General features: G+C 72.5%; 24 protein-coding genes. 6 read left to right on the top strand and 18 right to left on the bottom strand.

Going from position 1 to position 25,909, the window contains the following annotated elements; genetic code table 11:
* Positions 1-312: 312 nt before the first annotated feature.
* The 12 genes from AC0680_RS24575 to AC0680_RS24520 all read right to left on the bottom strand — a co-directional run bounded on the left by AC0680_RS24575 (position 313) and on the right by AC0680_RS24520 (position 10,629).
* The gene (locus AC0680_RS24575; RefSeq protein ID WP_478632398.1) at positions 313-954 is read right to left on the bottom strand and encodes an OmpA family protein; all 642 of its coding nucleotides are present in this window, start codon (positions 952-954) and stop codon (positions 313-315) included.
* A 13-nt stretch (positions 955-967) separates the two neighbouring features.
* Positions 968-1,546, bottom strand: coding sequence for a hypothetical protein (locus AC0680_RS24570; RefSeq protein ID WP_478632396.1), 579 nt, complete (start codon positions 1,544-1,546; stop codon positions 968-970).
* Positions 1,547-1,619: 73 nt separating this feature from the next.
* The gene (locus tag AC0680_RS24565) at positions 1,620-2,294 is read right to left on the bottom strand and encodes a pilus assembly protein TadG-related protein (RefSeq protein ID WP_478632393.1); all 675 of its coding nucleotides are present in this window, start codon (positions 2,292-2,294) and stop codon (positions 1,620-1,622) included.
* Between the two features lie 17 nt (positions 2,295-2,311).
* Positions 2,312-2,476, bottom strand: a complete 165-nt coding sequence (locus tag AC0680_RS24560; protein WP_018089307.1) for a membrane protein — start codon at positions 2,474-2,476, stop codon at positions 2,312-2,314.
* Between the two features lie 434 nt (positions 2,477-2,910).
* The gene (locus tag AC0680_RS24555) at positions 2,911-3,804 is read right to left on the bottom strand and encodes a DUF5936 domain-containing protein (RefSeq protein ID WP_478632391.1); all 894 of its coding nucleotides are present in this window, start codon (positions 3,802-3,804) and stop codon (positions 2,911-2,913) included.
* A 17-nt stretch (positions 3,805-3,821) separates the two neighbouring features.
* On the bottom strand, positions 3,822-4,811 hold the full coding sequence (locus AC0680_RS24550; protein WP_478632389.1) for a type II secretion system F family protein: 990 nt from the start codon (positions 4,809-4,811) through the stop codon (positions 3,822-3,824).
* A complete protein-coding gene (locus tag AC0680_RS24545) occupies positions 4,808-6,148 on the bottom strand; it encodes a CpaF family protein (RefSeq protein WP_478632386.1) in 1,341 nt (446 codons plus the stop codon). The genes AC0680_RS24550 and AC0680_RS24545 overlap by 4 nt, the downstream gene beginning before the upstream one ends.
* Entirely contained in the window at positions 6,145-6,663 is a 519-nt protein-coding gene (locus tag AC0680_RS24540) for a TadE family protein (protein WP_478632384.1), read from the bottom strand. The genes AC0680_RS24545 and AC0680_RS24540 overlap by 4 nt, the downstream gene beginning before the upstream one ends.
* A complete protein-coding gene (locus tag AC0680_RS24535; RefSeq protein WP_468986149.1) occupies positions 6,660-7,043 on the bottom strand; it encodes a TadE/TadG family type IV pilus assembly protein in 384 nt (127 codons plus the stop codon). Before AC0680_RS24535 ends, AC0680_RS24540 begins: the two co-directional genes overlap by 4 nt.
* 3 nt (positions 7,044-7,046) lie before the next feature.
* Positions 7,047-8,510, bottom strand: a complete 1,464-nt coding sequence (locus AC0680_RS24530) for a CpaE/TadZ family protein (RefSeq protein WP_478632381.1) — start codon at positions 8,508-8,510, stop codon at positions 7,047-7,049.
* A gap of 13 nt (positions 8,511-8,523) precedes the next feature.
* Positions 8,524-9,240, bottom strand: coding sequence for a Flp pilus assembly protein CpaB (gene cpaB, locus AC0680_RS24525; protein ID WP_468986146.1), 717 nt, complete (start codon positions 9,238-9,240; stop codon positions 8,524-8,526).
* Positions 9,241-9,318: 78 nt separating this feature from the next.
* A complete protein-coding gene (locus AC0680_RS24520) occupies positions 9,319-10,629 on the bottom strand; it encodes a hypothetical protein (protein ID WP_478632378.1) in 1,311 nt (436 codons plus the stop codon).
* Between the two features lie 314 nt (positions 10,630-10,943).
* Between AC0680_RS24520 and AC0680_RS24515 the strand changes: the two genes are divergently transcribed.
* Positions 10,944-11,969 (top strand): chitinase, encoded by a 1,026-nt coding sequence (locus AC0680_RS24515; protein WP_478632376.1) that lies wholly within the window; start codon positions 10,944-10,946, stop codon positions 11,967-11,969.
* Between the two features lie 79 nt (positions 11,970-12,048).
* On the opposite strand, the gene AC0680_RS24510 is transcribed toward AC0680_RS24515, so the two are convergent.
* Complete coding sequence (locus AC0680_RS24510; RefSeq protein WP_478632374.1) at positions 12,049-12,924, bottom strand: trypsin-like peptidase domain-containing protein; 876 nt, start codon at positions 12,922-12,924, stop codon at positions 12,049-12,051.
* A gap of 247 nt (positions 12,925-13,171) precedes the next feature.
* On the opposite strand from AC0680_RS24510, the gene AC0680_RS24505 reads away from it, so the two are divergent.
* Entirely contained in the window at positions 13,172-14,524 is a 1,353-nt protein-coding gene (locus AC0680_RS24505; protein WP_478632371.1) for a M14 family metallopeptidase, read from the top strand.
* Positions 14,525-14,606: 82 nt separating this feature from the next.
* Here the strand turns inward: AC0680_RS24505 and AC0680_RS24500 are convergent, their stop codons facing one another.
* The 4 genes from AC0680_RS24500 to AC0680_RS24485 all read right to left on the bottom strand — a co-directional run bounded on the left by AC0680_RS24500 (position 14,607) and on the right by AC0680_RS24485 (position 18,522).
* The gene (locus AC0680_RS24500; RefSeq protein ID WP_478632370.1) at positions 14,607-16,130 is read right to left on the bottom strand and encodes a GntP family permease; all 1,524 of its coding nucleotides are present in this window, start codon (positions 16,128-16,130) and stop codon (positions 14,607-14,609) included.
* A gap of 138 nt (positions 16,131-16,268) precedes the next feature.
* Positions 16,269-16,679, bottom strand: a complete 411-nt coding sequence (locus AC0680_RS24495; RefSeq protein WP_478632369.1) for a RidA family protein — start codon at positions 16,677-16,679, stop codon at positions 16,269-16,271.
* The gene (locus AC0680_RS24490) at positions 16,676-17,437 is read right to left on the bottom strand and encodes an IclR family transcriptional regulator (protein ID WP_478632367.1); all 762 of its coding nucleotides are present in this window, start codon (positions 17,435-17,437) and stop codon (positions 16,676-16,678) included. The genes AC0680_RS24495 and AC0680_RS24490 overlap by 4 nt, the downstream gene beginning before the upstream one ends.
* Positions 17,434-18,522: a sugar kinase gene (locus AC0680_RS24485; RefSeq protein WP_478632364.1), complete on the bottom strand. Its 1,089-nt coding sequence runs from the start codon at positions 18,520-18,522 to the stop codon at positions 17,434-17,436. The genes AC0680_RS24490 and AC0680_RS24485 overlap by 4 nt, the downstream gene beginning before the upstream one ends.
* A gap of 189 nt (positions 18,523-18,711) precedes the next feature.
* Between AC0680_RS24485 and AC0680_RS24480 the strand changes: the two genes are divergently transcribed.
* Complete coding sequence (locus AC0680_RS24480) at positions 18,712-20,001, top strand: amino acid deaminase (RefSeq protein WP_478632361.1); 1,290 nt, start codon at positions 18,712-18,714, stop codon at positions 19,999-20,001.
* 10 nt (positions 20,002-20,011) lie between these two features.
* Positions 20,012-21,646, top strand: a complete 1,635-nt coding sequence (locus AC0680_RS24475; RefSeq protein ID WP_478632359.1) for an N-acyl-D-amino-acid deacylase family protein — start codon at positions 20,012-20,014, stop codon at positions 21,644-21,646.
* Positions 21,647-21,649: 3 nt separating this feature from the next.
* Here AC0680_RS24475 and AC0680_RS24470 read toward each other — a convergent pair whose 3' ends face one another.
* Positions 21,650-23,767, bottom strand: coding sequence for a P-loop NTPase fold protein (locus AC0680_RS24470; RefSeq protein ID WP_478632356.1), 2,118 nt, complete (start codon positions 23,765-23,767; stop codon positions 21,650-21,652).
* 187 nt (positions 23,768-23,954) lie between these two features.
* Between AC0680_RS24470 and AC0680_RS24465 the strand changes: the two genes are divergently transcribed.
* A complete protein-coding gene (locus AC0680_RS24465; RefSeq protein WP_478632353.1) occupies positions 23,955-25,166 on the top strand; it encodes a pyridoxal phosphate-dependent aminotransferase in 1,212 nt (403 codons plus the stop codon).
* Positions 25,167-25,250: 84 nt separating this feature from the next.
* Positions 25,251-25,697, top strand: coding sequence for an SCO4983 family protein (locus AC0680_RS24460; protein WP_478632351.1), 447 nt, complete (start codon positions 25,251-25,253; stop codon positions 25,695-25,697).
* The last annotated feature ends 212 nt before the right edge of the window (positions 25,698-25,909 follow it).

The following is a 25,909-nucleotide window of genomic DNA, read 5'->3' as shown; positions in this document are numbered from 1 at the left end:
CTCGCCCCCCCCCCCCCCCCCCCCTCCCACCCCCCCCCCCCCCCCCCCCCCCCCCCCCCCCCCCCCCCCCCCCCAGGCCCCGTCACCTCCCGTTGTGGGTGGGAGAAGACCCGTGGGGGCGAACGCCGGCCTTCGTGTGCCGGTAGCCGGCGGATGAGGCCCGCCCCCACCGGCCCGTCTTCCACCCACCCACGGGAGGGGACAGACCGTAGGACGAAGTCCGTAGGGCTGTCACCGCACCCGACGAACAAACGCCCGCCGCCAGGCGAAACGGCGAGCAACACGCACGGCGCCGCAGCCGACAACGTGGGATTAGCTGGGCCCACCGGCCCGAGGAAAGCTGACCTCCACCCGCCGGTTCTTCTTGCGGCCCTCCTCCGTGCTGTTGTCCGCGATCGGGTACTGCTCGCCGTAGCCGCGGATCTGGAAGGCGACGGACGAGCCGAGGTCCTTGGCCAGTTCCTGCTGGACGGCGTTGGCGCGCTTGCGGGACAGCGTCAGGCCGTGGCCCGCCGAGCCGAGGTTGTCGGTGAAACCGAAGACCCGCAGGCTGGTGGCGTGCTGCCGTTTGATCTCGGCGGCGATGGTGGCGATCCGCGACAGCGCGTCCGGCGACAGCTCGGCGCTGTCCTTGCCGAAGAGGACCTCGGCCTGGAGCGCGAAGGTCACGTTGTCGTTGGTGTCCTGGCGGCGTTCGGAGCCGTCGTCGGTCTCGACGATGGACTTGATGTTGAGGACCTTGGACGGGGCGAGCTTGGCCCCCTGGACCATCCGCAGGTCGGGGTCACCGGGGTCGATGCGGACCGGGGGACTGGAGTCCTCGGTCACGCCCGGTGGGTCGGCATGGGCGGCGGGGGCCGTGAGCACCACGGTCAGCAGCAGGGCGACGGCGGCGGTGACGGCGGTACGGGCGCGGGGCGCACGCGGGGTCCGGGGCAGCGGGGTCACGGTCATCGGGGCGGCCCGCTCAGTCCGTGATCTGCACGCTGGCCGGCGGCATGGTCGGCAGCTGGAAGTCGACCTCGGTCACCTTGGCCGGCGGCGCCGGGAACTGCGCGAATATCGGGCGGCTGGCCCCCGGCATCAGGCCGCTCAGCCCGGTCGTGCACAGACACTCGCCGTTGGTGTCGCGCAGCACGAGGTACCGCTTCTTGCCCGCCTTGTCGACCAGGGTGGCTCCGGAGATGGAGGAACGGGAGCGCAGCTCGGTCTCGTTGGAGCGCCAGTCGATGGCGTTGAAGGCGCGGCTGCCGTGGTTGGTCACCGTGCCGTTGACGGTGACGAAGCCGCCGGAGTCCCGGACGACGGAGTTGAGGGTGACCACCACTCCGTCGGGGCCCTTCATCTCACCGATCACCTTGGCGGAGTCGGCCGCGGGCGTACCGGGGCCGCTGTCCTTGGGGGCGTGGCTGCGGGCCGGCGGCTTCTTGTCGTCGGTCGCCTGCGAACCGCCGCCACCACAGCCGGCCACGACGAGAGCCAGGCCGACAGCGCTCGCCATGGCGACCGCTCCCCTGGCGGCCTTCGTGGTGCGCCGAATGCTCATGGATGCGATTCCTTCGATCGTCGTGTGGTCGGTCGGGTCGGTGCGGTGGCGGTCGGGGTGGTGCGGGTTCGGCTCAGCGGGCCAGGCGTACGGAGAACAGGTCGGCGGCGTCGGGGGGATCCTGGAGGTGCTCGGGGTCGAGCGTCCACCCCTTGCCGTCGCAAGTGATCTTGACAGCGGCGGGCTCGGGGGCGTCCTTGCCGTCCTTGTCCTTGTCCGGCTTGTCGGGCGTGCCGCCGTCGTCCTCGGCCGGATCGAGGGTGCAGCGCGGCCTGACGACGGAGGTCGCCCCGGCCGACGCGTGCTTGCTCTCGGTGCCGGGGATGACCGAACGACCCACGGTGTCGCTGGTCTTGATGGTGACGGCGAACGAGGTGGGCCAGGAGTCCGGGGTGCAGGAGGCGACCTCGGCGTCGTTGCGGCCGGCGAACCAGTCCGCGCTCGCGCAGGCCCCATCGGACGGGGCGCCGCGCCCGTTCAGCAGGTCCTCCCAGGCGGCCCGGTCGCTCTCGTACCGCCCGTCGCGGACGCCGTCGAGCACGCCCTTGGCCAGCAGTTCGCGGTACTTCTGGCCGGCGGCGAGCGCGGCCGCGTCGGCCGCGGTCTGCGCGCCGTTGCGGGTGGCCGCCGCCTGGCCCACGGCGAAGAACGCGAGCGCGAGAAAGAGCAGGCCCCCGACCGCAACGATGTAGAGCGGAAAGGCCTGCCCGGCGTCGCGCCGGCTGCGGCGCGTGTTCGTGGCCGTCACGGCGGCGGTGGTGGGGCCTAGATGCCGACGACGTCGGAGATCTTGTTGGCGATGGCGTTGGCGATCTGACTGCCGAAGTCCGTGGTCGACAGGACCAGGACGATCGCCACGACCACCGCGATGATGCCGAGGTACTCGATCGAGGTCTGTCCCCGGTCGTTCCCCAAAATCCGCTTCGCCATCGAATTCCCCTCCATGGGCGGCCGTACCGCTCTGGTCCGGCTGGTCTGCCCCCGTGGTGTCGGCGCGCTCGTCCGCGCTCATGACACGAGAAAAGTACGCCGGAACAGCGTTCCCGGAACAGGGATTCCGAACCCCTTCCTCTTCAAGGGGCACGGGCAACGGACACAACGGCGCGATTTGGCCACTCAGCCACACCCTGTCCACCCCCGCTCCCCCTTCGGGACACTGCCCCGCTCCGATGCCCATACGGGCCGGCGGGCCGCGGCGCACCGCGGTGCGGACCCGGCCGCCGGCCCACCCACTGTGGCACAACTCGTTGCTCCTGCGAAGGCGTTGTCGCGAAGCACACGGTGAACCGTACGCATCCGGCCGGGCACGGGGCGCTGCCGCCGACCGCACCCGCCGCCCTCGGTCCGTGACGGGTGCGGCACGGTCAGTCGCCCATCAAGGAGCCGAAGTTGGTGCCCGAGCCGAGGAAGAAACCGGCGATGAGCAGGATCATCGTGGCCGGGACCATGAAGGTGGTGACGACCATGGTGGCCTTGGGGACCGCGCGGGCGGCCCGCCGCCGGGCGTTCTGGGCGTCGGTGCGCCGCATGTCGTTCGCGATCTGGATCAGGGTCTCGACGATGGGCGAGCCCAGCTCCTCGCCCTGCTGCAGGGCGGTGACGAACTGGGCGACCTGTTCCGAGTCGTTGCGTTTGCGCAGTTCCTCGAAGGCGGCGCGGCGGCTGACACCCATGTCCATCTGCCGGAGCGTGATGCGGAGTTCATCGGCCCAGGGACCCTCGTACTTGTCCGCGACGCGGTCCAGTGCCTGGCGAAAGCTCAGACCTGCGCTGACGACGACGGCGAGCACGTCCAGAAAGTCCGGAAGAGTGCGCTCGATGGTGTCCTTGCGCTGGCGGATGGCGGCCCAGATGCCGACCTCGGTCCAGAAGAGGCCGAAGAGCACCATCAGAACGCCGAGAACCGGCTGGCCGCGCAGGAACATCACCAGCGCGCCGAAGAATCCGAGGGCCCCGTAGACGGCGCGGCGGGCGGCGTAGCGGTCGACGGTCAGTCCGCCCGGGTTGCCGGCCAGGTCGATCCGGCGGCGGATGCGGGCGGTGCGCTTGTCGCCCATCAGGCGCAGCACGAGCGGTGCGTAGCGCATGCCGGCCCGGTCCACGGCGGAGCCGACGACCGTCGTACGGGTCGAGCCGACCTCCAGCGACAGCGCCAGGTCGGGCGGCAGCCGGGCCTCGCGGCGGTAGAGGGCGATGCCGCAGCAGACGCCGACGACCGAGAGCGCCAGGGCCGCGGCCAGCACCATTGCGATTCCCATACCGGCTTCCGTTCCCCTCAGACGTCGATCTTGGACAGGCGGCGGATGAAGAAGAAGCCGAGCCCGTAGAGGGCGAAGGCCACCACGACCGCGAGCTGGCCGAGGAACGAGGAGGTCATCCGGTCGATGGCGCCGGGGGCGATGCGGTTCATCAGCAGCAGGGTGCCGATGCCGAGCAGCGGGACCACATAGGCGGTGACCACCACCTGGGAGAGCTGGGTGCGGACCTCGCGGCGGGTCTCCTTGCGCTCCTCCAGGGTCTTGGTGAGGTTGCGCAGCGAGCCGACGACGGTGCCGCCGGCGCGGTTGGCGAGCACCAAGGTGGTGACCAGGACGACGAGTTCGCGGGAGGGGAGGCGTTCGGCCAGCTCACCGAGCGCCTCGTCGATGGAGTGGCCGACGGAGAGCTTGTCGGAGACCTTGGCCAGCTCCTCGCCGGCCGGTGCCTCCAGCTCCTCGGCCGCCATGCCCAGTGCCGTGCGCAGCGCCAGCCCGGCCTGGGTGGCGTTGGCGAGGATCCGGGAGAGCTCGGGCAGCTGGTTGATGAACTTCTCGATGCGCTTCTGGCGCTGCCAGTTGAGGAACGCGAACGCCGCCCAGATCGCGACGAGTGCGGCGATCGGGCCGAAGAACGGGGCGAGGACGGCCTGGGCGATCAGCCACAGGGCGAGGACGGCGGCGAGCATGCCGACGAAGAACTCGCCGGGGGTGACGTCCAGGCCGGTGGCGGCCAGCCGCAGTTCGAGACGGCGGCCGAAGCGGGTGCCGCGCAGCGTGCGGTCCACGGACGGGAAGCGGCGCCGCCGTCCGGCCACCGGCAGCCCGTGGTCGTCGTCGAGCCGGTCGACGACGGCCTGCCGTTGGGCGCGGCCGGCCGCGTAGGTGCGCACGCCGGCGATCGCCAGCACCCCGCACAGCAGCGTGGCCCCGATGGTGAGCTGGGCGAGGTGCGTCCCGGTGGCCGTGATCGGCCCCCCGGCGGCGGTGGTCAGGGACCAGCCGGTCATGAGGTGGCCCTCCGGGTGGCGAGTTGGTCGTCGGTGGCCGCGACACCGAAGGCGGGCGGGGCGGGCTCGCTCGCCATGAAGAGGCGTTCGGCGACCCGGCGGGGCAGCGGGAAGTAGCGGAAGCGGCCGTGCACGACGCGGTCGGCGCCCATCGGTTCGGCCTCGAAGCGGCAGACCGTGGTGATCCGGTAGTCCTCGTGGCCGCGGGAGCCGAGGATGGCGATCTCGCTGATCCGGCGGGAGCCGTCGGCGTGCCGGGTGAGCTGGACCAGGCAGTCGACGGCGCTGTTGATCTGGTCCCGCAGCGCCTCGAAGGGGATCTTGACGTCCGACATGGACGCCAGCGTCTGCAGCCGCATCAGGGCGTCCTCGGCGCTGTTGGCGTGGACGGTGGCGAGCGAGCCGTCGTGGCCGGTGGACATGGCCTGGAGCATGTCGAGGGTCTCGCCGCCGCGCACCTCGCCGACGATGATGCGGTCGGGGCGCATGCGCAGGGAGTTGCGCACCAGGTCGCGGATGGTGATGCGGCCCTTGCCCTCCACGTTGGGCGGCCGGGACTCCAGCCGGATGACGTGGGACTGCTGGAGCTGGAGTTCGGCGGCGTCCTCGACGGTGATGATCCGCTCCCCGTCGGGGATCAGTCCGGAGAGCGCGTTGAGCAGGGTGGTCTTGCCGGCACCGGTCGCGCCGGAGACCACCACGTTGAACTTGGCGCGGACCAGCCCGGCCAGCAGCATCAGCATCTGCTCGTCGAGCGTGCCCATGCCGATGAGCTCGGACAGGGTGTAGGCGCGCGGGAAGCGGCGGATGGTGAGCGTGGCGCCGTTCAGGGCGAGCGGGGGGATGATGACGTTGACCCGCTCGCCGGACGGCAGCCGGGCGTCGACCATCGGATTGGACTCGTCCACACGGCGGTTGACGGTGGAGACGATCCGCTCGATGGTCTGCATCAGCTGCTCGTGGGAGGCGAACCGCACGGGGACCTGCTCGACCCGGCCGGAGCGTTCGACGTAGACCTGGTCCGGACCGTTGACCATGATCTCGGTGATCGAGGCGTCCTCCAGCAGCGGCTCCAGGACCCCGAGGCCGAGCGCCTCGTCGACCACCCGGCGGATGAGCTGGGCGCGTTCGGCCGTCGACAGTACCGGGCCCTCGCGGCTGATGATGTGCCCCAGTACCCGCTCCAGCCGCGAGCGGCGCTCGGCCGCGGCCAGCGCGGACATCTCGGCGAGGTCGATCTCCTCCAGCAGCTTGGCGCGGTAGACGGCGACCATATGGCTGTCCTGGCGCGCCTCGCCGGCCGGTTCGGGGGCGACGATCCTGCTCTTGAGGCTCATCTCCGGGGTGCTCCTGGTGCGTTTCGTGCCACTGGCACTCCTGGTGCTCCTTCGTGCGTACGCGCTGCGCTGGGTGTCTCGGGGCGGGGCATGGTGGCGCTGCGGCTGGCGGAGCCGAAGTCGACACCGGGGATGAGGGAGGGGATCCGCACGGTCGCGGTCGCCCGGACCGCGTCGCCCCCGCCGCCCACGGTGATCGACGCCCCGTCGGCGACCCAGCCGGTCATCGCGGCCCGGCCGGCGGTCTGCGGATCGCTCTCGCGGTCGGCCCGGTCCATCGAGGCGGTACGGGCCGCGGCGCGCGCTGCGGTGCCGGCCTGCTGGACGGCGTACGCGGCCAGGCCCAGCTGGACCACGGCCAGCGCGACCAGCAGCAGGATCGGCAGGAAGCCGAGGAACTCGATGGACACCTGGCCCCGGTCGCGGCCGTGACCGCGCAGCCGGGCGGCAGGGCGCGGGCGGGCCGGGACGCGCGGGCGGCGGCCGGGGGCGACGGGGGTGCGTGCGGCGTTCATCCTCGGTCCTCCTTCGCGGCGCCGGCCGTGCCGGTGACCGTCCACGGGAAGTCGCCCGCGCCGGGGAAGAGCACCGGGACCTTGATCTTGACCGTGGCCTTCCACAGACCGGACCCGGTGCCGCAGGACGTCGAGGCGCCGGCCCGCCAGGCGGACGGGAGCTGGTCCTCGGCGGCGGTGCGGCAGGCGCCCGCGCCGCCGCCCTCCGTGGCGGTGGCGGCCCGCGCGCCCCGGTCGGCGGAGTGCGCGGCGAGCGAGTAGGTGTACCCGACCAGCACGAACTGCCACAGCAGGACGAGCACCAGCAGGATCAGCGGGAGCAGCCCCAGGAACTCCACGGAGACCTGCCCGCGGTCGTTGCCGCCCAGGGGGCGCCGCACCGCTCAGCCCTCCTCGTACGGACCGGCCGGATCGAACGGCCCGGAGCCGCCGGCCGCCGCGGCCGGCCCCCGCCGCGCCCCGAACCGGGTGCCGGACCCCGATCCGGACCCGGACGCGAACCCCGATGCCGGACCCGGACCCGTCCCGGAACCTGGAGCCGCCCCCGCCGTGAGGGCCTTGCGCTTGCGCCCCGTCAGCGACGGACGCGCCCGATGGCTGCCCCGCCCCTGCCGCGCGGCCGGTGACTCCACCAGCCCCAGCTCGCCCGCCAGCGCCCACAGCGCCTGCTTGACCGTCGACCGGCCGTCCAGGTCCTGCATCCGGCCGGCGTCGACGCAGGGCTGCAACTCCTTGAACGCGGCCGGGACATGGGTGCGGGCCACGTGGGTGCCGGTGGCCTTGGCGACCAGCGGCGGCTGGATCTCAGTGCCGCGGGTGAGGCGGTTGACCACCGTCGTGGTGTCCTCGGCCTTGCGGATCTGCAGCCGGTCCCACAGCCGCACCTGCCGCTTGGCGGCGCGTACGGCCACCACGTCCGGGGTGGTCACCAGCAGGGCGGCATCGGCGAGTTCGACGGCGGCGGCGTTCGCGGACTGCATCTGGGAGCCGCAGTCGACCAGCACCACCTCGTAGCGGGAGCGCAGCGCGCCGATGATCTGGCGGGCCGCGCGGTCGTCGACCTCCTCGCCGCGCTCGCCCTCCTCCGGCGCCAGCAGCAGTCCCAGCCCCGTGTGGTGGTCGTGCACCGCGTCCTGGAGCACCCTTACGGAGATGTCCTGGATGCCCGCCAGGTCGACGATCGAGCGGCGGAACTGGACGTCCAGGTAGGAGGCGACGTCGCCGGACTGCAGGTCGAGGTCGACCAGCGCGACGCTACGGCCCGCGGCCCGCGCGGCCAGCGCCAGCTGCACCGCGGTGACCGTCGTGCCCACCCCGCCCTTGGCGCCGGTGACGGTCACCAGCGTTCCGGCCGGCCCGGGTGCGGCCTCCGGGCCGGCCCCCAGGTGGACCCGTACGCCCGCCGACCACTGGGCGGCGGCCTGCACCCGGGCGGCCAACTCGTCGTAGCCGAGCGGCAGTCCGACGATGCCGCGGGCGCCGGCGTCCATCGCCGCGGAGAACAGCGCGGGCCCGGCGTCCGTGGTGATCAGCACGACGCCGACCGCGGGGAAGCGCAGCGCCACCTCGCGGATCACCTCCAGCGCCGGTGTCGGGCCGATCCGTTCATGGACCAGCACGACCTCGGGGAGCGCCTCGACGGCCGAGGGCGCGCCGGCGGCGGACGGGGCCTGGCCCGCCGGCGGGGCCGCACCGCTTCCGGCGGCGGCGCCGGCCAGGGCGTCGATCAGCGCCGCGGAGTCTGCGACGGCGGGCGCGGGTTCGGCGTCCGGCAGCTGGTCGAGCAGCGAGGACACCGCGCGTGCGGCGTCCGGGTCGCCGATCGCGGCGAGGATGCGGATGGTCACCTGAGCCTCCCGGTCACTTGTCGCCGTCGAGGGTGTAGGTGCGCTGGCCGGGCGGGATGGCGGCCTCGTTGCCCGGGGCGAGCAGGGCGAGCCGTACGTGGGAGGCGAAGGACTCGGCGTACGCGACCCGCTGGGCGTCCTTGGTGTCCAGCGCGAAGGTGATCGGGACGGCCTCGCCGGCCTGCCGGCCGGTGGTGGTGTCCCCGGGGTCCTTGGCCTCCAGGGGCGTCAGCTTGCCGACGTCGATGACCTGGGCGCCGGCGACGATGACCTTGGAGACCGGCTTGTCCTCGGGGCGCTTGCCCTCGAAGGTGGCGTAGATGTTCACCCGGGCACCGGGGTTGATCTTGCCGGCGACTCCGGTGGCGGCGTCGATCATGATGGCGATCTCCTGCTGCCCGGGCTTCAGCGCGGGCCGCTCGACGATCATGTCGACCTGGAGCAGCGAACCCTTCTTGAGCGGGGTCACCGCGATCTTGCCGCTGACCTTGTCCAGGTCGGTCACGGCGGTCGGCGGCAGCCAGCGCTGCGGCATCTTCACCTTTTCGAACTGCCCGGGATCCAGCGGTTTATAGGCCGCGACGTCCGTCCTGAGCCGGTACGCGGTCTTTTCGGGGCCGACCTTGGACTCGACGTTCTTGATCACCGACAGTACGCCGACGAACGCGCCGACCGCGCACAGGAGCGACAGGAGCAGCAGGATCACTCCGCGGCGCTGACGTGAGTTCATGGGGCAGGGACCTCGATCGGGGCGGGGGACGGGGCGGGCGGTCGTCGTGGGTGGGGGCGGTCGGGCACGCGGCGGGGATCAGCGCACGCGGGCCACCGTCCGCGGGGTGCCGGGGACTTCATGGTGGGCGGACAGGTCGGGGTGGCCGGGCAGGTCGGGATGGCCGGCGAAGTCGGGGTGGCCGGGCAGGTCCCAGCGGCCCGGGAGGCCGGGGCCGTCGCACGCGTAGGGGTTCCCCGGCACGGGGCGCCCGGACCCGTAGGGGTTGCCCGGAACTCCGCCTCCCGGGCCGCCCGTTGCGGCACCCGGCCCGCGGACGTCCAGCTGGCCGGGTCCGGTGCCGCCGGGCGCACCGCCCCGTACGCCCGTGACGCCGGGCACCCCCGACGGGGCGACCGGGGACAGCCCGCGCTGCGTCCACGGCGCGGGCGGCTGCCCGGATTCCGCGGCCGGCTCCTGGGCGGGCTCCGGTGGTGCGGGTGTGGCCGGAGCCGGCGCGGCGGCCGGATCCGGCGCCGCTATGGCCGCGGGGTGGCGACCGGAGGAGCCCCGTGGGGCCCGGCCCCGCGCCAGCGGCGCCGCGCAGAACGCGCAGTGGTCGCCGAGGACCTCCAGGCCGCACCAACCGCACTCCGCGCGCCGTACCGACGCCACCAGCTGGCGGAGCACCGACGGATCGGGGATGGCCGCGGCGAACTCGATCAGCTTCTGGGTCCCCCACCACCGGGCGGACTCCGCGGGCAGCCGCTCCTCGTAGGCCGCCTGCACCCGCCAGGCCGGGGCGAGCGACGCGGTCACCCACTCCGCGGTGAGCTGGCCGCGGGCGACCGCGAGGTGGGTGGCGAAGCCGGGGGCCGGCAACCCGGCCTCGGTGCCGTGCCGGTCCAGGTGCAGCAGCTGCGGCTCGGGGTTGGCCAGCACCGCGAAGTGCGCGCCGGGCAGCCAGGACTTCATGTGGGAGCGCAGATCGACCTCGACCCGGTCCAGGCCGCTGACGCTGCCCAGCAGGGCGCCGGCGTGGATGTAGTGGCTCAGCAGCCGCGCCGAACTGGCCAGCACACCGGGGCTGAAGCCGCACAGCGACAGCTGCCGCAGCTGCCGGGCGAGCAGCGCCACGCCCAGCGGCGGCAGGGACACCGGCACGATGGCGACCCGGTCGCTCTCCAGGACCGCGCGCAGGGTGTGCAGCCGGCGCACGTGCTCCGGCGGGCAGGCGGAGGAGTACAGCGCGACGAGGTGGCCGTGGTGCTCCAGCACCGCGGCGAGTTCCGTCAGCGCGTCGTCCAGCGGCCGCAGCCGCGGCGCCTGGAGGACGACGGCGGCGGGGGTCTGCCGGTCGGTCGCCGGCAGCGCGAGGTCAGGGCTGGTGACTGCAATCGCGGTCGGCACGTCGCTCCCCCACTCCCTTTGGCCTCCGGGGGTCCCGGGACCGCGGATCGGCACAGCTCTGCGCCCTAGGCGCCATACGCCCAGCACTTTATCCAGAGAGATACGCCCCAGAGAACACGTTCTGGGCTACTCGTCATCACGAGCACCCCATGGGGAAATTGCGCATACCCACCGAGCGACGACTGCGCGAACACCGGCTCGCGTCCGGGGCCTTGACAGGCTCAATGGTCTGGACCACCTTGTACGGCAAGCGCAGGGGCCCCTGAATGCGCATCCGCACCACTCCCCCCAACTTCCCCCACTCGGAGGCAGTCGTGGTTCGCGCACGATCAGGAAGAGTCACCAAGCGGCTGCTGGCCGGGCTGGCCGCCGCCGTACTGGCCTCGGCCGGCGCCCTCGTGGCCGGCACCGCCAACGCGGCCGAGGACCGCCCCGCCCCGGCCGCCGCACCCACCGCCGCCGTCCCCGCGCACGCTCTCACCGGCTACTGGCAGAACTTCGACAACGGCGCCACGGTGCACAAGCTCAAGGACGTCGACGACGCCTACGACATCATCGCGGTCTCCTTCGCCGAAGCCGCCGGCCAGCCGGGCGCCGTCACCTTCCACCTGGACCCGGCCGTCGGCTACGGCTCGGTCGACGACTTCAAGGCGGACATCAAGGCCAAGCAGGCCGCCGGCAAGTCGGTGGTGGTCTCCGTCGGCGGCGAGAAGGGCGCGGTGTCCGTCAACGACGACGCCTCGGCGAAGAACTTCGCTGACTCCGTCAACGCGCTCATGGACGAGTACGGCTTCGACGGCGTCGACATCGACCTGGAGAACGGCCTCGACTCGACCTACATGACCAAGGCGCTCAAGGCCGTGCACGCCGCGCACGGCGACGTCGTGGTGACCATGGCACCGCAGACCATCGACATGCAGTCACCACAGAACGAGTACTTCAAGACGGCACTGGCCATCAAGGACTTCCTGACCGTCGTCAACATGCAGTACTACAACAGCGGTTCGATGAACGGCTGCGACGGCAAGGTCTACGCACAGGGCACGGTCGACTTCCTGACCTCGCTCGCCTGCATCCAGCTGGAGGGCGGTCTCGACCCCTCCCAGGTCGGCATCGGCGTCCCGGCATCCTCGAAGGCGGCGGGCAGCGGATACGTGGCACCGGGCGTCGTCAACGCCGCACTGGACTGCCTCACCAAGGGCAGCGGCTGCGGCTCCTTCAAGCCGTCGAAGACCTACCCGGGGCTCCGCGGCGCGATGACCTGGTCGACCAACTGGGACGCCGCGAACGGCGGTGAGTTCGCCGGCCAGGTGGGCGGCCACGTCCACGACCTCCCGTAGAGCGCCACCCCCCACAGCCAGGCCCCGCGCACCGTGTGCCCGGGGCCTGGCTGCTCGCATGTCACGTCCCCGCGTCAGCTCACCTGCGGCTCGCCGCCGGCTTCGGCAGTGTGCACCCCTCGGCGCTCAGGTCCAGCTTGTTGCCGACGCCGAAGCACTTGGGGATGCCGTAGGTCTCCTGCGCGTAGTTGATGCCCTTGCGCACGGTGACCTCGCCGTTCTCGTCCACCTCACAGGGGTTGTTGACGGTGCACTTCTCACCGTCCTCGTTGCCCGTGTTGTTGATGGCCGCGACCTTGCCGGTGGCGGTGTCGACCACCGGGGAGCCGGAGGTCCCGCCTATGGTCTTGCACTCCGGGGTGTAGCGGACGGAGTCCTTCCAGGTCCAGTCGCCCTCCTTGAGCGTGGGCACGAACCCGTCGATGCCGCAGGAGTAGATCTTCTTCCAGTAGCCGGAGACCACGCTGATCGCGGCGCCCTGGGCCGGGTGCTCGGTGGCCAGCTCCAGCGGCTTGATCCCGTACTTCTGCTCGATCTCGGCGTAGGTCGAACCGGTCTCGTAGAGCGAGACGTCGGTGTCGGTCATCGTGGCGTACGCGACCTTGGTGGCCTTGATCGTGCCCAGCTCACCGGCCGACTTGTCGAGCAGCGTGAAGCTGCGGCTGGACGGCTGGTCGACGACGACCTCGCCCGCGCCGGGCATACCGCTTTCCAGACAGTGGCCGTTGGACATCACCAGGGCCGGGTCGTTCTCCTGCGAGGTGGGCATCTTGACCACCGAGCCGGAGCAGTTGCTCAGCGCGACGGTGCCGGCGAAGTCCACCGCCCTGGTCTTGTGGTGCGCGCGGTGGTGCGCCGCCCGGTCGGGCGCGGCGTGGGCCGTTCCGACGGTGCCCGTCAGGGCCGCGGCTCCCAGTACGGCCGTGGCCAGGGTGCCGACGAGAGGTCTGTTCATGTGGGGGTCCTCTCAGCTTCTGTCACCGAACGCCCCTGAGGGCCTTCGATTTTGTCGTGCGCATTGTCAGCGCCGCGGCTCCGCGGGGCAATCAATTTCCCGGAAACGACGGCAAGTTGACGGATTCGGCGGCCGGCCCCGCCCGTCCGGGCCTCCGCAGATATGGCCAGCCCACACCTTGACCCAGCCATGCCAAACCTCAACACTGACGCCGTCGCTTCGACTCACACCCCCCACAGGAGACCGCATGCGACCACGAATACGCGGCGGACGCACCACCGTCCTCGCCGCACTCCTCTCCCTCGCGCTCGCCGGCCCGATCGCCGCCGCCGCCCAGGCGCAGAACCCCCCACCCGGTCAGCGCGCCGCGGGCACCGCACGCGCCGCCGAACGCCCCCACCAGTACGAGGTGACCGGTCCCGCCACCGCCGCGGCCCGCGCCGCGCTCGCCTCGACCGGCGTCAGCATCGACGAGGTGCACGCCCGGTCGGTCGTCGTCACCGCCGACCGGGCCCAGGCCGACCTGGTCCGCCGGCTCGGCCACCGGGTGCGCCAGTTGCCCGACCCGCCGGGCGCCGCCAAGGGCAAGCCGCCGTCCCGCGTCAAGGACTTCCCGCAGGGCTACACCGGCTACCACACCTACGACGAGGCCACGAAGGAGATCGACGGCCTCGTCGCCAAGTACCCGGAGATCCTCAGCAAGCAGAAGATCGGCACCTCCCACGAGGGCCGGGACATCCTCGCCCTCAAGCTCAGCAAGAACGTCACCAAGGACGAGAAGGAACCCGAGGTCCTCTTCACCGCCCACCAGCACGCCCGCGAGCACCTCACCGTCGAGATGGCGCTCTACCTCCTGGGCGAGTTCACCTCGAAGTACGGCTCCGACGACCGCGTCACCAAGATGCTCGACTCCCGCGAGATCTGGATCATCCCGGACCTCAACCCCGACGGCGGCGAGTTCGACATCGCCTCCGGCGACTTCGCCATGTGGCGCAAGAACCGCCAGCCCAACTCCGGGTCCAACGAGGTCGGCACCGACCTCAACCGCAACTGGGACTTCAAGTGGGGCTGCTGCGACGGCTCCTCCGGCGACCCGGGCGACGAGACCTACCGCGGCCCCTCCGCCGCCTCCGCCCCCGAGGTGAAGGTCGTCTCGGACTTCGTGCGCAGCCGCGTCGTCGGCGGTGCCCAGCAGATCAAGACCGCCATCGACTTCCACACCTACAGCGAACTCGTCCTGTGGCCCTTCGGCTTCACCCACGACGAGACCGGCCCCGGCATGACCCAGGACGACCACGACGCCTTCGCCGCCATCGGCAAGAAGATGGCCGCCTCCAACGGCTACACCCCCGAGCAGTCCAGCGAGCTCTACATCACCGACGGCTCGATCGACGACTGGCTGTGGGGGGATCAGAAGGTGTTCGCCTACACCTTCGAGATGTACCCCTCCTCCGCCGGCTCCGGCGGCTTCTACCCCCGCGATTCGGTGATCGCGAAGGAGACGGCCCGCAACCGGGAGGCGGTGCTCCAGCTGCTGGAGACCTCCGACTGCCCGTACCGCGCGATCGGCAAGGAAGACCAGTACTGCAAGGCCGGTTGAGCAGCCGCCCGGTCCGTCGTGGACGGACCGGGCACCACCGGTGAAGCGCCGCCGGTCCAGGGCCCGTCCGACGGGCCAGGCCCTAGACGACCAGGCTCACCAGCGCGGCCACCGCGAAGCCCGCGACCGACAGCACCGACTCCAGCACCGTCCAGGACCTGAGCGTGTCGCGCTCGGTGATCCCGAAGTACTTGCTGACCATCCAGAACCCGCCGTCGTTCACATGCGAGGCGAAGATCGACCCCGCCGAGATCGCCATGATGACCAGCGCCAGGTGGGCCTGCGACAGGCCCTGGCCCTCGACCAGCGGGACCACGATGCCGGCCGTCGTGACGATGGCGACCGTCGCCGACCCCTGGGCCACCCGCAGGACCAGCGAGAGCAGGTAGGCCAGGACGATCACGGGCAGACCCAGGTCGTGGAAGGTGTCGGAGAGGGCGGTGGCCACCTGGCTGCCCTTGAGCACGGCGCCGAAGACGCCACCGGCGCCGACCACCAGGATGATGTTGCCGACCGGCTTCAACGACGCGGTCGAGACCCGCTCCAGCGACTTGCGCGACCAGCCGCGGCGGATGCCCAGCAGGTAGTACGCCAGCAGCAGGGCGAGGGTCAGCGCGACGAAGGGGTGGCCGAAGAACTCGACGACCGAGCGGCCGGTCGAGGGGGCCAGGGCGATGGAGGAGAAGGTCGCCAGGAGGATGAGCAGCAGGGGGGTGCCGATGATGGCGAGGACCGCGCCGAGCGCGACGGGCCTCTCGCGCCCGGTGGCGCCCGCGGCCCGCTGCTCTGCGGCGACGGCCGCCCTGGCCTCGGCCGCGGCCTCCACCATGTCCTGCGGGACCTCGACGAAGAGGCGCCTGCCGATCCAGGCGGCGTACGCCCAGGCCGCGAGCACGGCGGGGATCCCGCAGATCACGCCCATGAGGATGACCCAGCCCAGGTCGACCTTGAACAGGCCGGCCGCGGCGACCGGTCCGGGGTGCGGCGGCAGGAAGGCGTGGGTCATCGACAGGCCGGCCAGCAGCGGCAGGCAGTAGAGGAGGACCGACCTGCCGGCGGGGGTCCGGCCCGCGCCGGGCTCGCCGGACGCCTGCGGGAGCTTGGCGACGGCGTACACGATCGGCGCCAGGACGAAGATGCCGACGTCGAAGAAGACCGGGATGCCGAAGATCAGGCCCGTCATGCCCATGGCCAGCGGGGCGCGCTTCGCACCGAAGAGGCCGAGCAGGCGGGTGCTCAACACCTCGGCGCCGCCGGAGACTTCGAGGATCGCGCCGAGCATGGTGCCCAGGCCGATGATGATGGCGACGTGGCCGAGGATGCCGCCCATGCCGGTCTCGATCATCGACACGGCGTCGGACTTCTGCACCGTGCCGAAGAGTTCGGTGACGGAGAGGCCGGCGGCCAGGCCGACGGCGATGGAGACGCCGAGCAGGGCGACGAAGGGCTGCAGCCGGACCTTGATGATCAGGACGAGCAGGAGGGCGACGCCGAGGGCGGCGACCGTCAGCAGGCCCGCGGTGCCGGGTATCAGGGCGAGCAGGCCGCCGGTGTGCGGCGGGGTGGCCGGCGTGGGGGCGGGCGCGGCCGCGACGAACAGGGACATGAGGGGGGACCTCGTAATTCCATGTGTCTTTCGGGGCAGGAGGGATCGCGGCACGGCACCCGAATGAGCATGGCCAAGGGTGCCGTGCCGTGACGACGTACGGCTTGCGGGGTGTTCAGCGGTGCTGCTGCTCGAGCGTCAGCCCAGGACCGCGAGGGCGTCGATCTCGATGAGCAGGCCCTCGGGGAGACCGACGTAGACGGTGGTGCGGGCGGCGGGGGCCGCGGTCAGGCCCTGCTCCTCGAAGTAGGCGTTGTAGATCGCGTTCATCTCGGCGAAGTGGTCCACGTCGGTGAGGTAGACGCGGATCATCATCACGTCGTCCCAGGTGGCGCCGCCGGCTTCGAGGACGGCGTGAACGTTGGCGAGGGTCTGCAGGGTCTGCTCGCGCAGGGTGGGGCCGGCGGGCGTCGGGGGCTGGCCCTCGACGGCGGGCAGGAAGCCGACCTGGCCGGCGACCTGCAGGATGTTGCCCTTCTTGACGCCGTGGGAGAACGCCGCGGGCGGGGTGGTGTGGGTGGCCGGGGTGATCGCGGTCTTGTCCGTCATTCGGTCTCCTTTACTGGGGTCTTGCCGGAGTACTCCCGGCTGATCGCCTCGGCGGTACGGCGTACCAGCGGGAGCAGCGCGAGGAGTTCGTCGGCGCTGACGACGACGTTCGGTGCGGAGACCGACATGGCGGCGACGGCCCGCCCGTCCGCGCCGCGGATGGGCGCCGCGACGCAGTTGATGGACTCCTCGTGGCCACCGAGGTCGGAGGCCCAGCCCTGTTCGCGGACCTTGGCCAGTTCGGCGAGGAAGGCCGTGGCGTCGGGCGTCGAACGGGACGTGTAGCGGGGGTAGTCGAGCTTCTCCGCGAGGGCGCGGCGCTCGGGCCCGGGCAGGTCGGCGAGGAGCAGCTTGGCCACGGCGGCGACCGTTATCGCCACGGGCTTGCCGATCCGGGAGTACATCCGGACCGGGTAGCGGCTCTCGACCTTGTCGATGTAGAGGACCTCGTTCTCCTCGTGGACGGCGAGGTGGACGGTGTGTCCGCACTTCTCGTTGAGTTCGACCAGGTGGGGGTGGGCGATGTCGCGTACGTCGAGGTTCTCGACGGCCTGCTGGGCCAGCGCGAAGAGCCGGGCGCCGAGGCGGTAGCGCTGGTCGGGCTGGCGGTGGACGAGCCCGTGCTCGTGCAGGGTGCGCAGCAGGCGCAGCGCGGTGGACTTGTGGACGCCGAGTCGGTCGGCGACCTGGCCCAGGTCGGCGGGTCCCTCGGCGAGCAGCGGCAGGATGCTCAGCGCGCGGTCGACGGTCTGACTCATGGCGTGGATACCTCCTCGGCGGCCCGCTCGTCGGCTGTCGTGGCTTTCGTCCAGCCGGGGCCGAGGTGCAGTGTCTCCCAGGCCGTGGCGCCGAGGGCGGCGAGGCGGTCGGCGTGCGCGCGGGAGGGGGGTGGTGCGAGGTCACCGGCAACGGTGAGGACCGCGGCGGCCCACAGGTGGCCGTGGCGGACGCGGGCGGGGACGGGCAGGCCGCGGAGGGTGGCGGAGAGGTATCCGGCGGCGAAGGCGTCGCCCGCGCCGACGGCGGCGACCACGTCGACGCGCGGGGCGGGCACGGTGTGCCGGCCGCCCCGGCGCTCGTAGGCGACCGCGCCGGCGGCCCCGCGCTTGACGATCAGGGTGGCGGGCTCGGGCAGCGCCTCGCGCAGGGCGTCCGGGCCGCCGGTGACGCCCCAGGCCGCGGCCGCCTCGTCCTCGCCGACGAAGACCAGGTCGGCGCCGCGGGCGAGGTCGAGCAGGACGCGGGCGTCGTCGGCGTCCTGCCACAGGCCGGGCCGGTGGTTGACGTCGAAGGAGATGAGCGGGCGGTCGGCGGCGGGGTGGGGGGCGGTGAGTTCGCGCAGCAGGCCCAGGCAGTCGGCGGAGAGCGCGGCCGTGATGCCCGACAGGTGCAGCACCCGGCCGGCGCGGATCGCGGCCAGGTCCATGGTGGCGGCGGACATGGCGGAGGCGGCGGAGCCCGCCCGGTAGTAGGCGACCTCGTGGGCGTCGGTGGCGCGGTCGCCGGCGGTGCGGAAGTAGACGCCGGTCGGGCGCCGCGGGTCGCGCCGGGCGAAGGAGACGTCGACGCCGCAGTCGGCGATGGCGGTGAGCAGGTGGTCGCCGAAGCCGTCGGCGCCGACGCGGGAGATCCAGCGGGCGGTGTGGCCGGCGCGGGCGAGGGTACAGGCGACGTTGGATTCGGCGCCGCCGATGGCGCGGTCGAAGGACGGCACGTCGGCGAGCCGCCCGGGGCGGCTGGGCAGGAAGGTGACCATGGATTCGCCGAGGCAGACGACGTCGGCGTCCGGGGCGGGGGCGCCGTCCGGGGCGGTGCGGGCGCCGGCGTTCGAGGACCTGGTCACGATCGGTTGCGCTCCTTCGCTGGGCGGCTCGTTCGGGCGGTGTCCGGGGCGGTGTGCCGCCGGGTGTCCGGCCGCTTTCGGTCCGTGTCCCGCACCATTGACCGGGCGATGGCTCGGATGTTAGACAGCTGTAAGCGATATGCGCAATGAGTGTTGCAGAGAGCGCAACAAGATCTTTGAGGAGGCCCCATGGCCGGCGAGCGGCTCACGCAGGGACTCGGGGAACTCGCGGACGAACGGGTCGACCACCGCTTCAAGGGCCTCCCCCCGGACGCCGAGGGACTGACCGTCGGCGAGCTGGCCGCCGAGCGCCGCAACCTGTTCACCGGCGGGTTCACCACCCCCGTCCTGGCCCTGGCCGCCGACTCGGTCGAGCACAACCTGGCACTGATGGAGACGTACGCCACCCGGCACGGGTTGGCCTTCGCCCCGCACGGCAAGACCTGCATGGCCCCGCAGCTCTTCGCCCGCCAGCTGGAGCACGGCGCCTGGGGCATCACCGCGGCCGTCCCCCACCAGGCCCGGGTCTACCGCACCTACGGCATCCAGCGGATCTTCCTGGCCAACCAGGTCGTGGACCCGGCCGCGCTGCGCTGGCTGGCCGGTGAACTGGCCGCCGACCCGGACTTCCGCTTCACCTGCTACGTCGACTCGCTGCGCGGTATCGAGCTGATGGACGTGGCGCTGCGGGGGGCCGGGGCCGTCCGCCCCGTGGACGTGGTCATCGAGCTGGGCGCCGGTGAGGGCGCGCGGACCGGTGTCCGCACGGAGGCCGAGTGCCTGGAACTCGCCGACGCCATCGCGGGCGTGGACACCCTGCGCCTGGTGGGCGTCGCGGGGTACGAGGGCGAGGTGCCCGACGCCGACACCGAGCGGGTGACCGCCTGGCTGCGCCGGCTGGTGGCGCTGGCCGTGGAGCTCGACAAGGCGGGCCGGTTCGCCGACCTGGACCAGATCGTGGTCAGCGCCGGCGGCAGCGCCTGGTTCGACGCGGTCGCCGAGGTCTTCGCGGCTCTCCCCGAGCTGTCCGCGCCGGTCCTGAAGCTGCTGCGCTCGGGCGCGTACGTCAGCCACGACGACGGCCACTACCGCAAGCTCACGCCCTTCAACCGCATCCCCAAGGAGGGCGCGCTGCAGCCCGCCTTCCGGCTGTGGGCGCAGGTCGTCTCCCGTCCCACGCCCGAGCAGGCGTTCCTCAACGCGGGCAAGCGCGACGCGGCGTACGACCTGGACCTGCCGCGGGCCCAGGTCGTACGGTCCGGCCGGGACGGCACCGAGCGGCCGGCCGACGGGCTCACCGTCACCAAGCTGTCCGACCAGCACGCGTGGCTGACCACCGAGCGCTCCTGCGACGTGGAGGTGGGCGACTGGGTGGGACTGGGGCTGTCGCACCCCTGCACCTCCTTCGACAAGTGGCAGCTCATCCCGCTGGTCGAACGGGACGGAACGGTCACCGACTTCATCCGCACGTTCTTCTAGGGGGCCGGTGGTGGAAGACCTCGTCATCCGGGACGCGGAGGTGGTGGACGGCAGCGGCGCGCCCTCCTACCGCGCCGACGTGGTGGTCGACGGCGGCCGGATCGTCTCGATCGTCAAGGAGGCCGCGGCGGCGGGCTGCCTGCGCCCCACCGCCCGGCGGGAGGTGGACGCCGAGGGCCTGGTCCTCTCCCCCGGCTTCATCGACATGCACGCCCACAGCGACCTCGCGCTGCTGCGCGACCCCGACCACAGTGCGAAGGCCGCACAGGGCGTGACCCTCGAAGTCATCGGCCAGGACGGGCTGTCGTACGCGCCGGTCGACGACCGCACGCTCGCCGAGGTGCGCCGGGCGATCACCGGCTGGAACGGCTACGGCGAGGGCGAGGTCGACTTCGGCTGGCGGTCGGTCGGCGAGTACCTGGACCGCCTCGACCACGGCTTCGACGGCCGCGGCATCGCGGTGAACGCCGCGTACCTGATCCCGCAGGGCACGGTCCGGATGCTCGCCGTCGGCTGGGAGGACCGCGCGGCGACGCCCGAAGAGCTGGCGCGGATGCGGCGGTTGGTCGCCGAGGGCCTGGCGCAGGGCGCGGTCGGCATGTCCTCCGGGCTCACCTACACGCCCGGCATGTACGCCGACGACGCCGAACTCACCGAGCTGTGCCGGGTGGTGGCGGAGTACGGCGGCTACTACTGCCCGCACCACCGCTCCTACGGGGCGGGCGCGCTGGAGGCGTACCAGGAGATGATCGCCCTCACCCGCGAGGCGGGCTGTGCGCTGCATCTGGCCCACGCCACCATGAACTTCGGCGTCAACGAGGGCCGCGCGCCCGAACTGCTGTCCCTCCTGGACGCCGCGCTGGACGCCGGCGCGGACATCACCCTGGACACCTACCCCTACACCCCCGGCTGTACGACGCTGGTCGCGATGCTGCCGAGCTGGGCCGGCGAGGGCGGCCCGGAGGCGGTGCTGGCCCGTCTGCGCGACGAGGCGACGGCCGAGCGGATCCGGCACGTCATGGAGGTGGAGGGCGCGGACGGCTGCCACGGCGTGCCCATCGACTGGGACACCATCGAGATCTCCGGGGTCTCGGACCCCGCCCTGGCCGGCCACGTCGGCCGGACCGTCGCGCACACCGCCGCCGAACGCGGCGAGGAGCCCTGGGCGACCGCCCGGCGCCTGCTCATCGACGACCGCCTCGGTTCGACGATCCTCCAGCACGTCGGCCATGAGGACAACGTCCGCCGGATCATGCGCCATCGGGTGCACACCGGCGGCAGCGACGGCATCCTCCAGGGCGACAAGCCGCATCCGCGGGCGTACGGCACCTTCCCGCACTACCTCGGCCGTTACGTCCGCGAGTCGGGCGTGCTGTCGCTCGAGGAGTGCGTCGCCCATCTGACGGGCCGCCCGGCCGCCCGGCTGCGGCTGCCCGACCGGGGCCTGGTGCGCGAGGGCCACCGCGCCGACCTGGTCCTCTTCGACCCGGACACGGTCGCGGCGGGGTCGACCTTCGACGCCCCCCGCACGCTGCCGACCGGCATCCCGCACGTCCTGATCGACGGCCGGTTCGTGATCGAGGACGGGCGGCGCACGGACGTGCTCGCGGGGCGGACGGTACGGCGGACGGCCGACCGCCGCTGACGGTCACAGCGAGGGGAACCACCCGGTCTGCGACAGTGACCCTGGCCGGGGCGGCGTCCGGTCGCCCGGCGGGGGCCGCTCCTCGGCCCGGCTCTGCAGGGCGTGCAGCACCAGTTCGCGCAGCTCCTGCTCGTTGTTGGTGAGCGAGGCGCCCAGCTCGGCGGCCCGCTCCTCGCGTTCGGCGGACCGCCGGATGGTGAAGAAGACCACCGGGCCGTCGTAGTGGCCGTCCTCCTTGAGCCGCCGCACCATCTCGAAGCCGGCGGAGTGGTCCGTGCCCCGGCTGATGTCGGAGACCAGCAGGTCGGGGGCGCGGTTGCGGAGGGCCCGCACGGCGGCGGCGCTCTTGGGCACATGGCTGACCTGCGCCCCGAGGCCCTCCAGCACCTCGCGCACCACGGCCTTGCGGTCCGGCTGGTCGTCGACCCACAGGACGTCGAAGGCCGGGGCGGCCGGGTACGGGGCCGGGTACCCGGCCTGTTGCGGGTACCCGCCCTGCGGGTAGGCCCCCTGCGGCACCGTGGACGGCTGCGCCGGCGGCCGGCCCTGCTGCGGTACCTGCGGCGGCATCTGCTGCGGCGGCGCCCCGTAACCGCCGTACGGCTCGTCGCCCGGCCACGCCAGCGGCGGACCGAACCCGGTGGCGTAGCCGTCCGCGCGCGCCCCCAGCCCCTGCCACACCGGGGCCCACTCCTGGGACATCCGGGTCGGCTCCGCGCCCGGACCCAGCGGGCCCTCGCGCAGTCGCAGCAGCAGCTGCGCGGCGTCCGGGCGGGCGGTCAGCTCGTCCACCAGGGACGTGAAGGCCGGATTGACCACCAGGTACGGGAACTCGTTGGGCAGTTGGCGCTCCAGCACGGCCAGCACCTCGTCGCCGCCCGCGCCGAGCGGCTGCGGCAGCACCAGGTCGTAGCGCGCGAGGAAGTCCCGTACCTGGGTCTCCTCCCCGGGGGCGCCCGCGGGCGCCAGCAGCGTCCGCCGCGCCTCGCGGTAGGCCCGGAACTCGTCCACCACATCGCCGTCGACGGTGCCCGACGGGCCGGTCATCATGCGGTAGAAGTCGGGATAGAAGTACTGCAGCAGCAGCGTCCTGATCACCGCGTCCGGCCCGAAGTCGCGCCAGACGGGGTTGAGCGTGGCCTCCAGGACGAAGCCGTTGACCAGGCGCTTGATGCGGCGCGGGTTGCGGTCCGAGCGCTGGACCAGCAGGTCGACCAGGGCGTCGTCGAGCAGCGGCTCGATGCCGGCGGTCCGTGCGCACCAGCGGATGTAGTCCTTGACGCCGTGGTTGTCGGCGGCCGGGATGCGGTAGCTGGTCTGGAAGATCTTCTCCATGAACGCCGAGCCGGCCGGCGACAGATCGCGCAGCAGCCCGTTCGGCCCGAGCGCCGAGCGGTCGCAGCCGATCACGAACGCCAGCCCCGGCACGTCCAGATAGACCTTCACCGCCTCGCAGACGGCCAGCACCGTCTCCTCCGAGCAGCGGTCGAGGTCGTCGATGAAGACCACCAGGAGCCGGCGGGGCCGGAACTCGGCGGTCTCGGACCACTCCTGGACCAGGTCGCCGATCGCGCCCCGCATCTCGTTGCGGGCCTGGGAGTCGACGGACAGGCGCTTCCACAGCTCGTCGACCAGGCCGGCCACCCCCAGCGGCCCGGCGGCGACGGTGCTCAGCGCCCGCAGGGCCCGCAGCAGCGCGCGCCGCTCGCCGACCCGCTGCAGCCCGCGGCGCAGCACCCGCCGGTCGAAGCGCATCAGGACGGACTTGATCAGCCCCTCCAGCGCGTCGGCTCCGGTCGAGGTCCAGGCGTTGTACCAAACGGTGTGCACCTCGGGGGCGTGGGCCAGTTCCGCGTCGACCAGCCGCATCAGGCTGCTCTTGCCCATGCCCCAGCCGGCGTCGACGGCGAGCGTGAAGGGGGTGGAGGCGCGGGAGGCGACCAGCAGTCCGGCGAGCTGCCGGGCGGCCCGGCCGGCGCCGAGCAGGTCCGCGCCGGGCTCGGCGACCGGTTCGTCGTTGAGCAGCGCGAAGGGACCGTGCGCCGGCGGTGCGGACGCGGCCGGCGCGGGGAGGGGTAAGCCGGGCGTGCTGGGCGGGGGCAGGGGCGCCGAGGAGGCCATGCGCCCGGAGCGTACCGGCGTACGCGCCCGCGCGCCGGTCTACCGTGAAATACCAGGGCACGCGGAATCAGCGGCACGGCGCGGACCCACGGATGGTCACCACCCGTGAGGAACCCCACACCATGCGCTGATCGACGTGGGGAAAAACACCGGGCGGGTACCGAAACGCGCCCGTAAGGTGGCGGACATGCAGGTGATCCAGTCAACGAAGCTCGCCAACGTCTGCTACGAAATCCGTGGCCCGGTGCTCGAGGAGGCCATGCGGCTGGAGGCGGCGGGTCACCGCATCCTCAAGCTCAACACCGGCAACCCCGCGGCGTTCGGCTTCGAGTGCCCGCCCGAGATCCTGGAGGACATCCTCCGCACGGTCGGGACGGCACACGGCTACGGCGATGCCAAGGGCCTGCTCTCCGCCCGCCGCGCGGTGATGCAGCACTACCAGACCCAGGGCATCGATCTCTCCGTCGACGACATCTACCTCGGCAACGGCGTCTCCGAGCTGATCCAGATGTCGATGCAGGCGCTGCTGGACGACGGCGACGAGGTACTGGTCCCCGCCCCGGACTACCCGCTGTGGACGGCGTCGGTCTCCCTTTCCGGAGGCACGGCCGTGCACTACCGCTGCGACGAGCAGGCGGACTGGATGCCGGACCTCGCCGACATCGAGCGCAAGGTCACCGACCGTACCAAGGCCATCGTCGTCATCAACCCCAACAACCCCACGGGCGCCGTGTACGACGACGAGCTGCTGCGGGGCATCGCGGAGCTCGCCCGCCGGCACAACCTGATCGTCTGCGCCGACGAGATCTACGACAAGATCCTCTACGACGGCGCCACCCACACCCCGTTCGCCTCGCTCGCCCCCGACCTGCTGACCCTGACGTTCAACGGACTGTCCAAGTCCTACCGGGTGGCGGGCTACCGCAGCGGCTGGATGGCGGTCTGCGGCCCCAAGGCGCACGCCGCCTCGTACATCGAGGGGCTGACGATCCTGGCCAACATGCGGCTGTGCGCCAACATGCCGGCCCAGCACGCGGTGGCCACCGCCCTCGGCGGCCGGCAGTCGATCAACGACCTGGTGCTGCCCGGCGGCCGCCTGCTGGAGCAGCGGGACACGGCCTACGAGCTGCTGACCCAGATCCCCGGCGTCAGCTGCGTCAAGCCGAAGGGCGCGCTGTACGCCTTCCCGCGGCTGGACCCGAAGGTCTACAAGGTCAAGGACGACCGGCAGATGGTCCTCGACCTGCTGCGCGCCGAGAAGATCATGATCGTGCACGGCACCGGCTTCAACTGGCCGGAGCCGGACCACTTCCGGCTGGTCACCCTGCCCAGCAAGGACGACCTGGCGGACGCGGTCACCCGGATCGGCACCTTCCTCGACGGTTACGGACAGTACTGAGCCGACCCGACCTCTGTACGGAACTCAACTTTAGACAGCGTCTAAGCTAGGATGGCTTCCTGAACGCATTCAGGAGGCTGTCCCATGTACGAACCGATCCGCACCAAGTCGGTCCACACCATGGCCGCCGCCGCCCCGCAGATCCCGCACCGCTCCCGTGAGGAAGAGCTCCAGATCCGGCTCGCCGGACAGCTGACCGCGCTGCTCACCGTCACCGACGAGCTGCACGCGCTGGCGGCGCGGGCCGGGTCCGCCAGGGCCCGGGAGCTGGACGCCGCCGCGCTGGCCGCCGCCGCCGACCGCATCGCCGAGCAGGTCGCGCGGCTGAGCGGCGGCCACTACCCGCTGCGCGCCGAGCCCACCGACGGCGGCGCCGCGCCGCGCGTCGAGGCCCTGCAGCAGCGGGCTCGCACCCTGGCCGGGAACGCCCTGGCGGTCGCCACGGCCCGGGACGACGCCGCGGCGATGACCCTGGCGGCGGAGCGGATGGCGGCGCACGCCGAGCCGCTGCCGGATCTCGCCTCGGCGTGACGCCCGGCTGACGCGGCGGCGTCACCCGACCGGACGAACCGGGACGGAGAATCCCGAAGCCACCGCCGGTGCCCGGCCCGTTCCCGGCCGTGGCCGTCCGCCCCCGGGAACGGGCCGGGGGGGGGGGGGGGGGGGGGGGGGGGGGGAGGGGGGGGGGGGGGGGGGGGGGGGGGGGGGGGGGGAGGGTGGTGCCACAACCACACCGCACGTCT

This window comes from Streptomyces sp. NPDC043738, assembly GCF_056436545.1.
The sequence above is the reverse complement of the archived record's forward strand: the minus strand, read 5'-3'. Positions and strand labels throughout refer to the sequence as shown.

Bases quoted from the DNA above. Each gene is read 5' to 3' on its own strand.
- AC0680_RS24575 (WP_478632398.1), bottom strand. From the start codon at position 954: ATGACCGTGACCCCGCTGCCCCGGACCCCGCGTGCGCCCCGCGCCCGT.
- AC0680_RS24570 (WP_478632396.1), bottom strand. From the start codon at position 1,546: ATGAGCATTCGGCGCACCACGAAGGCCGCCAGGGGAGCGGTCGCCATG.
- AC0680_RS24560 (WP_018089307.1), bottom strand. From the start codon at position 2,476: ATGGCGAAGCGGATTTTGGGGAACGACCGGGGACAGACCTCGATCGAG.
- AC0680_RS24555 (WP_478632391.1), bottom strand. From the start codon at position 3,804: ATGGGAATCGCAATGGTGCTGGCCGCGGCCCTGGCGCTCTCGGTCGTC.
- AC0680_RS24550 (WP_478632389.1), bottom strand. From the start codon at position 4,811: ATGACCGGCTGGTCCCTGACCACCGCCGCCGGGGGGCCGATCACGGCC.
- AC0680_RS24545 (WP_478632386.1), bottom strand. From the start codon at position 6,148: ATGAGCCTCAAGAGCAGGATCGTCGCCCCCGAACCGGCCGGCGAGGCG.
- AC0680_RS24540 (WP_478632384.1), bottom strand. From the start codon at position 6,663: ATGAACGCCGCACGCACCCCCGTCGCCCCCGGCCGCCGCCCGCGCGTC.
- cpaB (WP_468986146.1), bottom strand. From the start codon at position 9,240: ATGAACTCACGTCAGCGCCGCGGAGTGATCCTGCTGCTCCTGTCGCTC.
- AC0680_RS24510 (WP_478632374.1), bottom strand. From the start codon at position 12,924: ATGAACAGACCTCTCGTCGGCACCCTGGCCACGGCCGTACTGGGAGCC.
- AC0680_RS24505 (WP_478632371.1), top strand. From the start codon at position 13,172: ATGCGACCACGAATACGCGGCGGACGCACCACCGTCCTCGCCGCACTC.
- AC0680_RS24500 (WP_478632370.1), bottom strand. From the start codon at position 16,130: ATGTCCCTGTTCGTCGCGGCCGCGCCCGCCCCCACGCCGGCCACCCCG.
- AC0680_RS24495 (WP_478632369.1), bottom strand. From the start codon at position 16,679: ATGACGGACAAGACCGCGATCACCCCGGCCACCCACACCACCCCGCCC.
- AC0680_RS24490 (WP_478632367.1), bottom strand. From the start codon at position 17,437: ATGAGTCAGACCGTCGACCGCGCGCTGAGCATCCTGCCGCTGCTCGCC.
- AC0680_RS24480 (WP_478632361.1), top strand. From the start codon at position 18,712: ATGGCCGGCGAGCGGCTCACGCAGGGACTCGGGGAACTCGCGGACGAA.
- AC0680_RS24470 (WP_478632356.1), bottom strand. From the start codon at position 23,767: ATGGCCTCCTCGGCGCCCCTGCCCCCGCCCAGCACGCCCGGCTTACCC.
- AC0680_RS24465 (WP_478632353.1), top strand. From the start codon at position 23,955: ATGCAGGTGATCCAGTCAACGAAGCTCGCCAACGTCTGCTACGAAATC.
- AC0680_RS24460 (WP_478632351.1), top strand. From the start codon at position 25,251: ATGTACGAACCGATCCGCACCAAGTCGGTCCACACCATGGCCGCCGCC.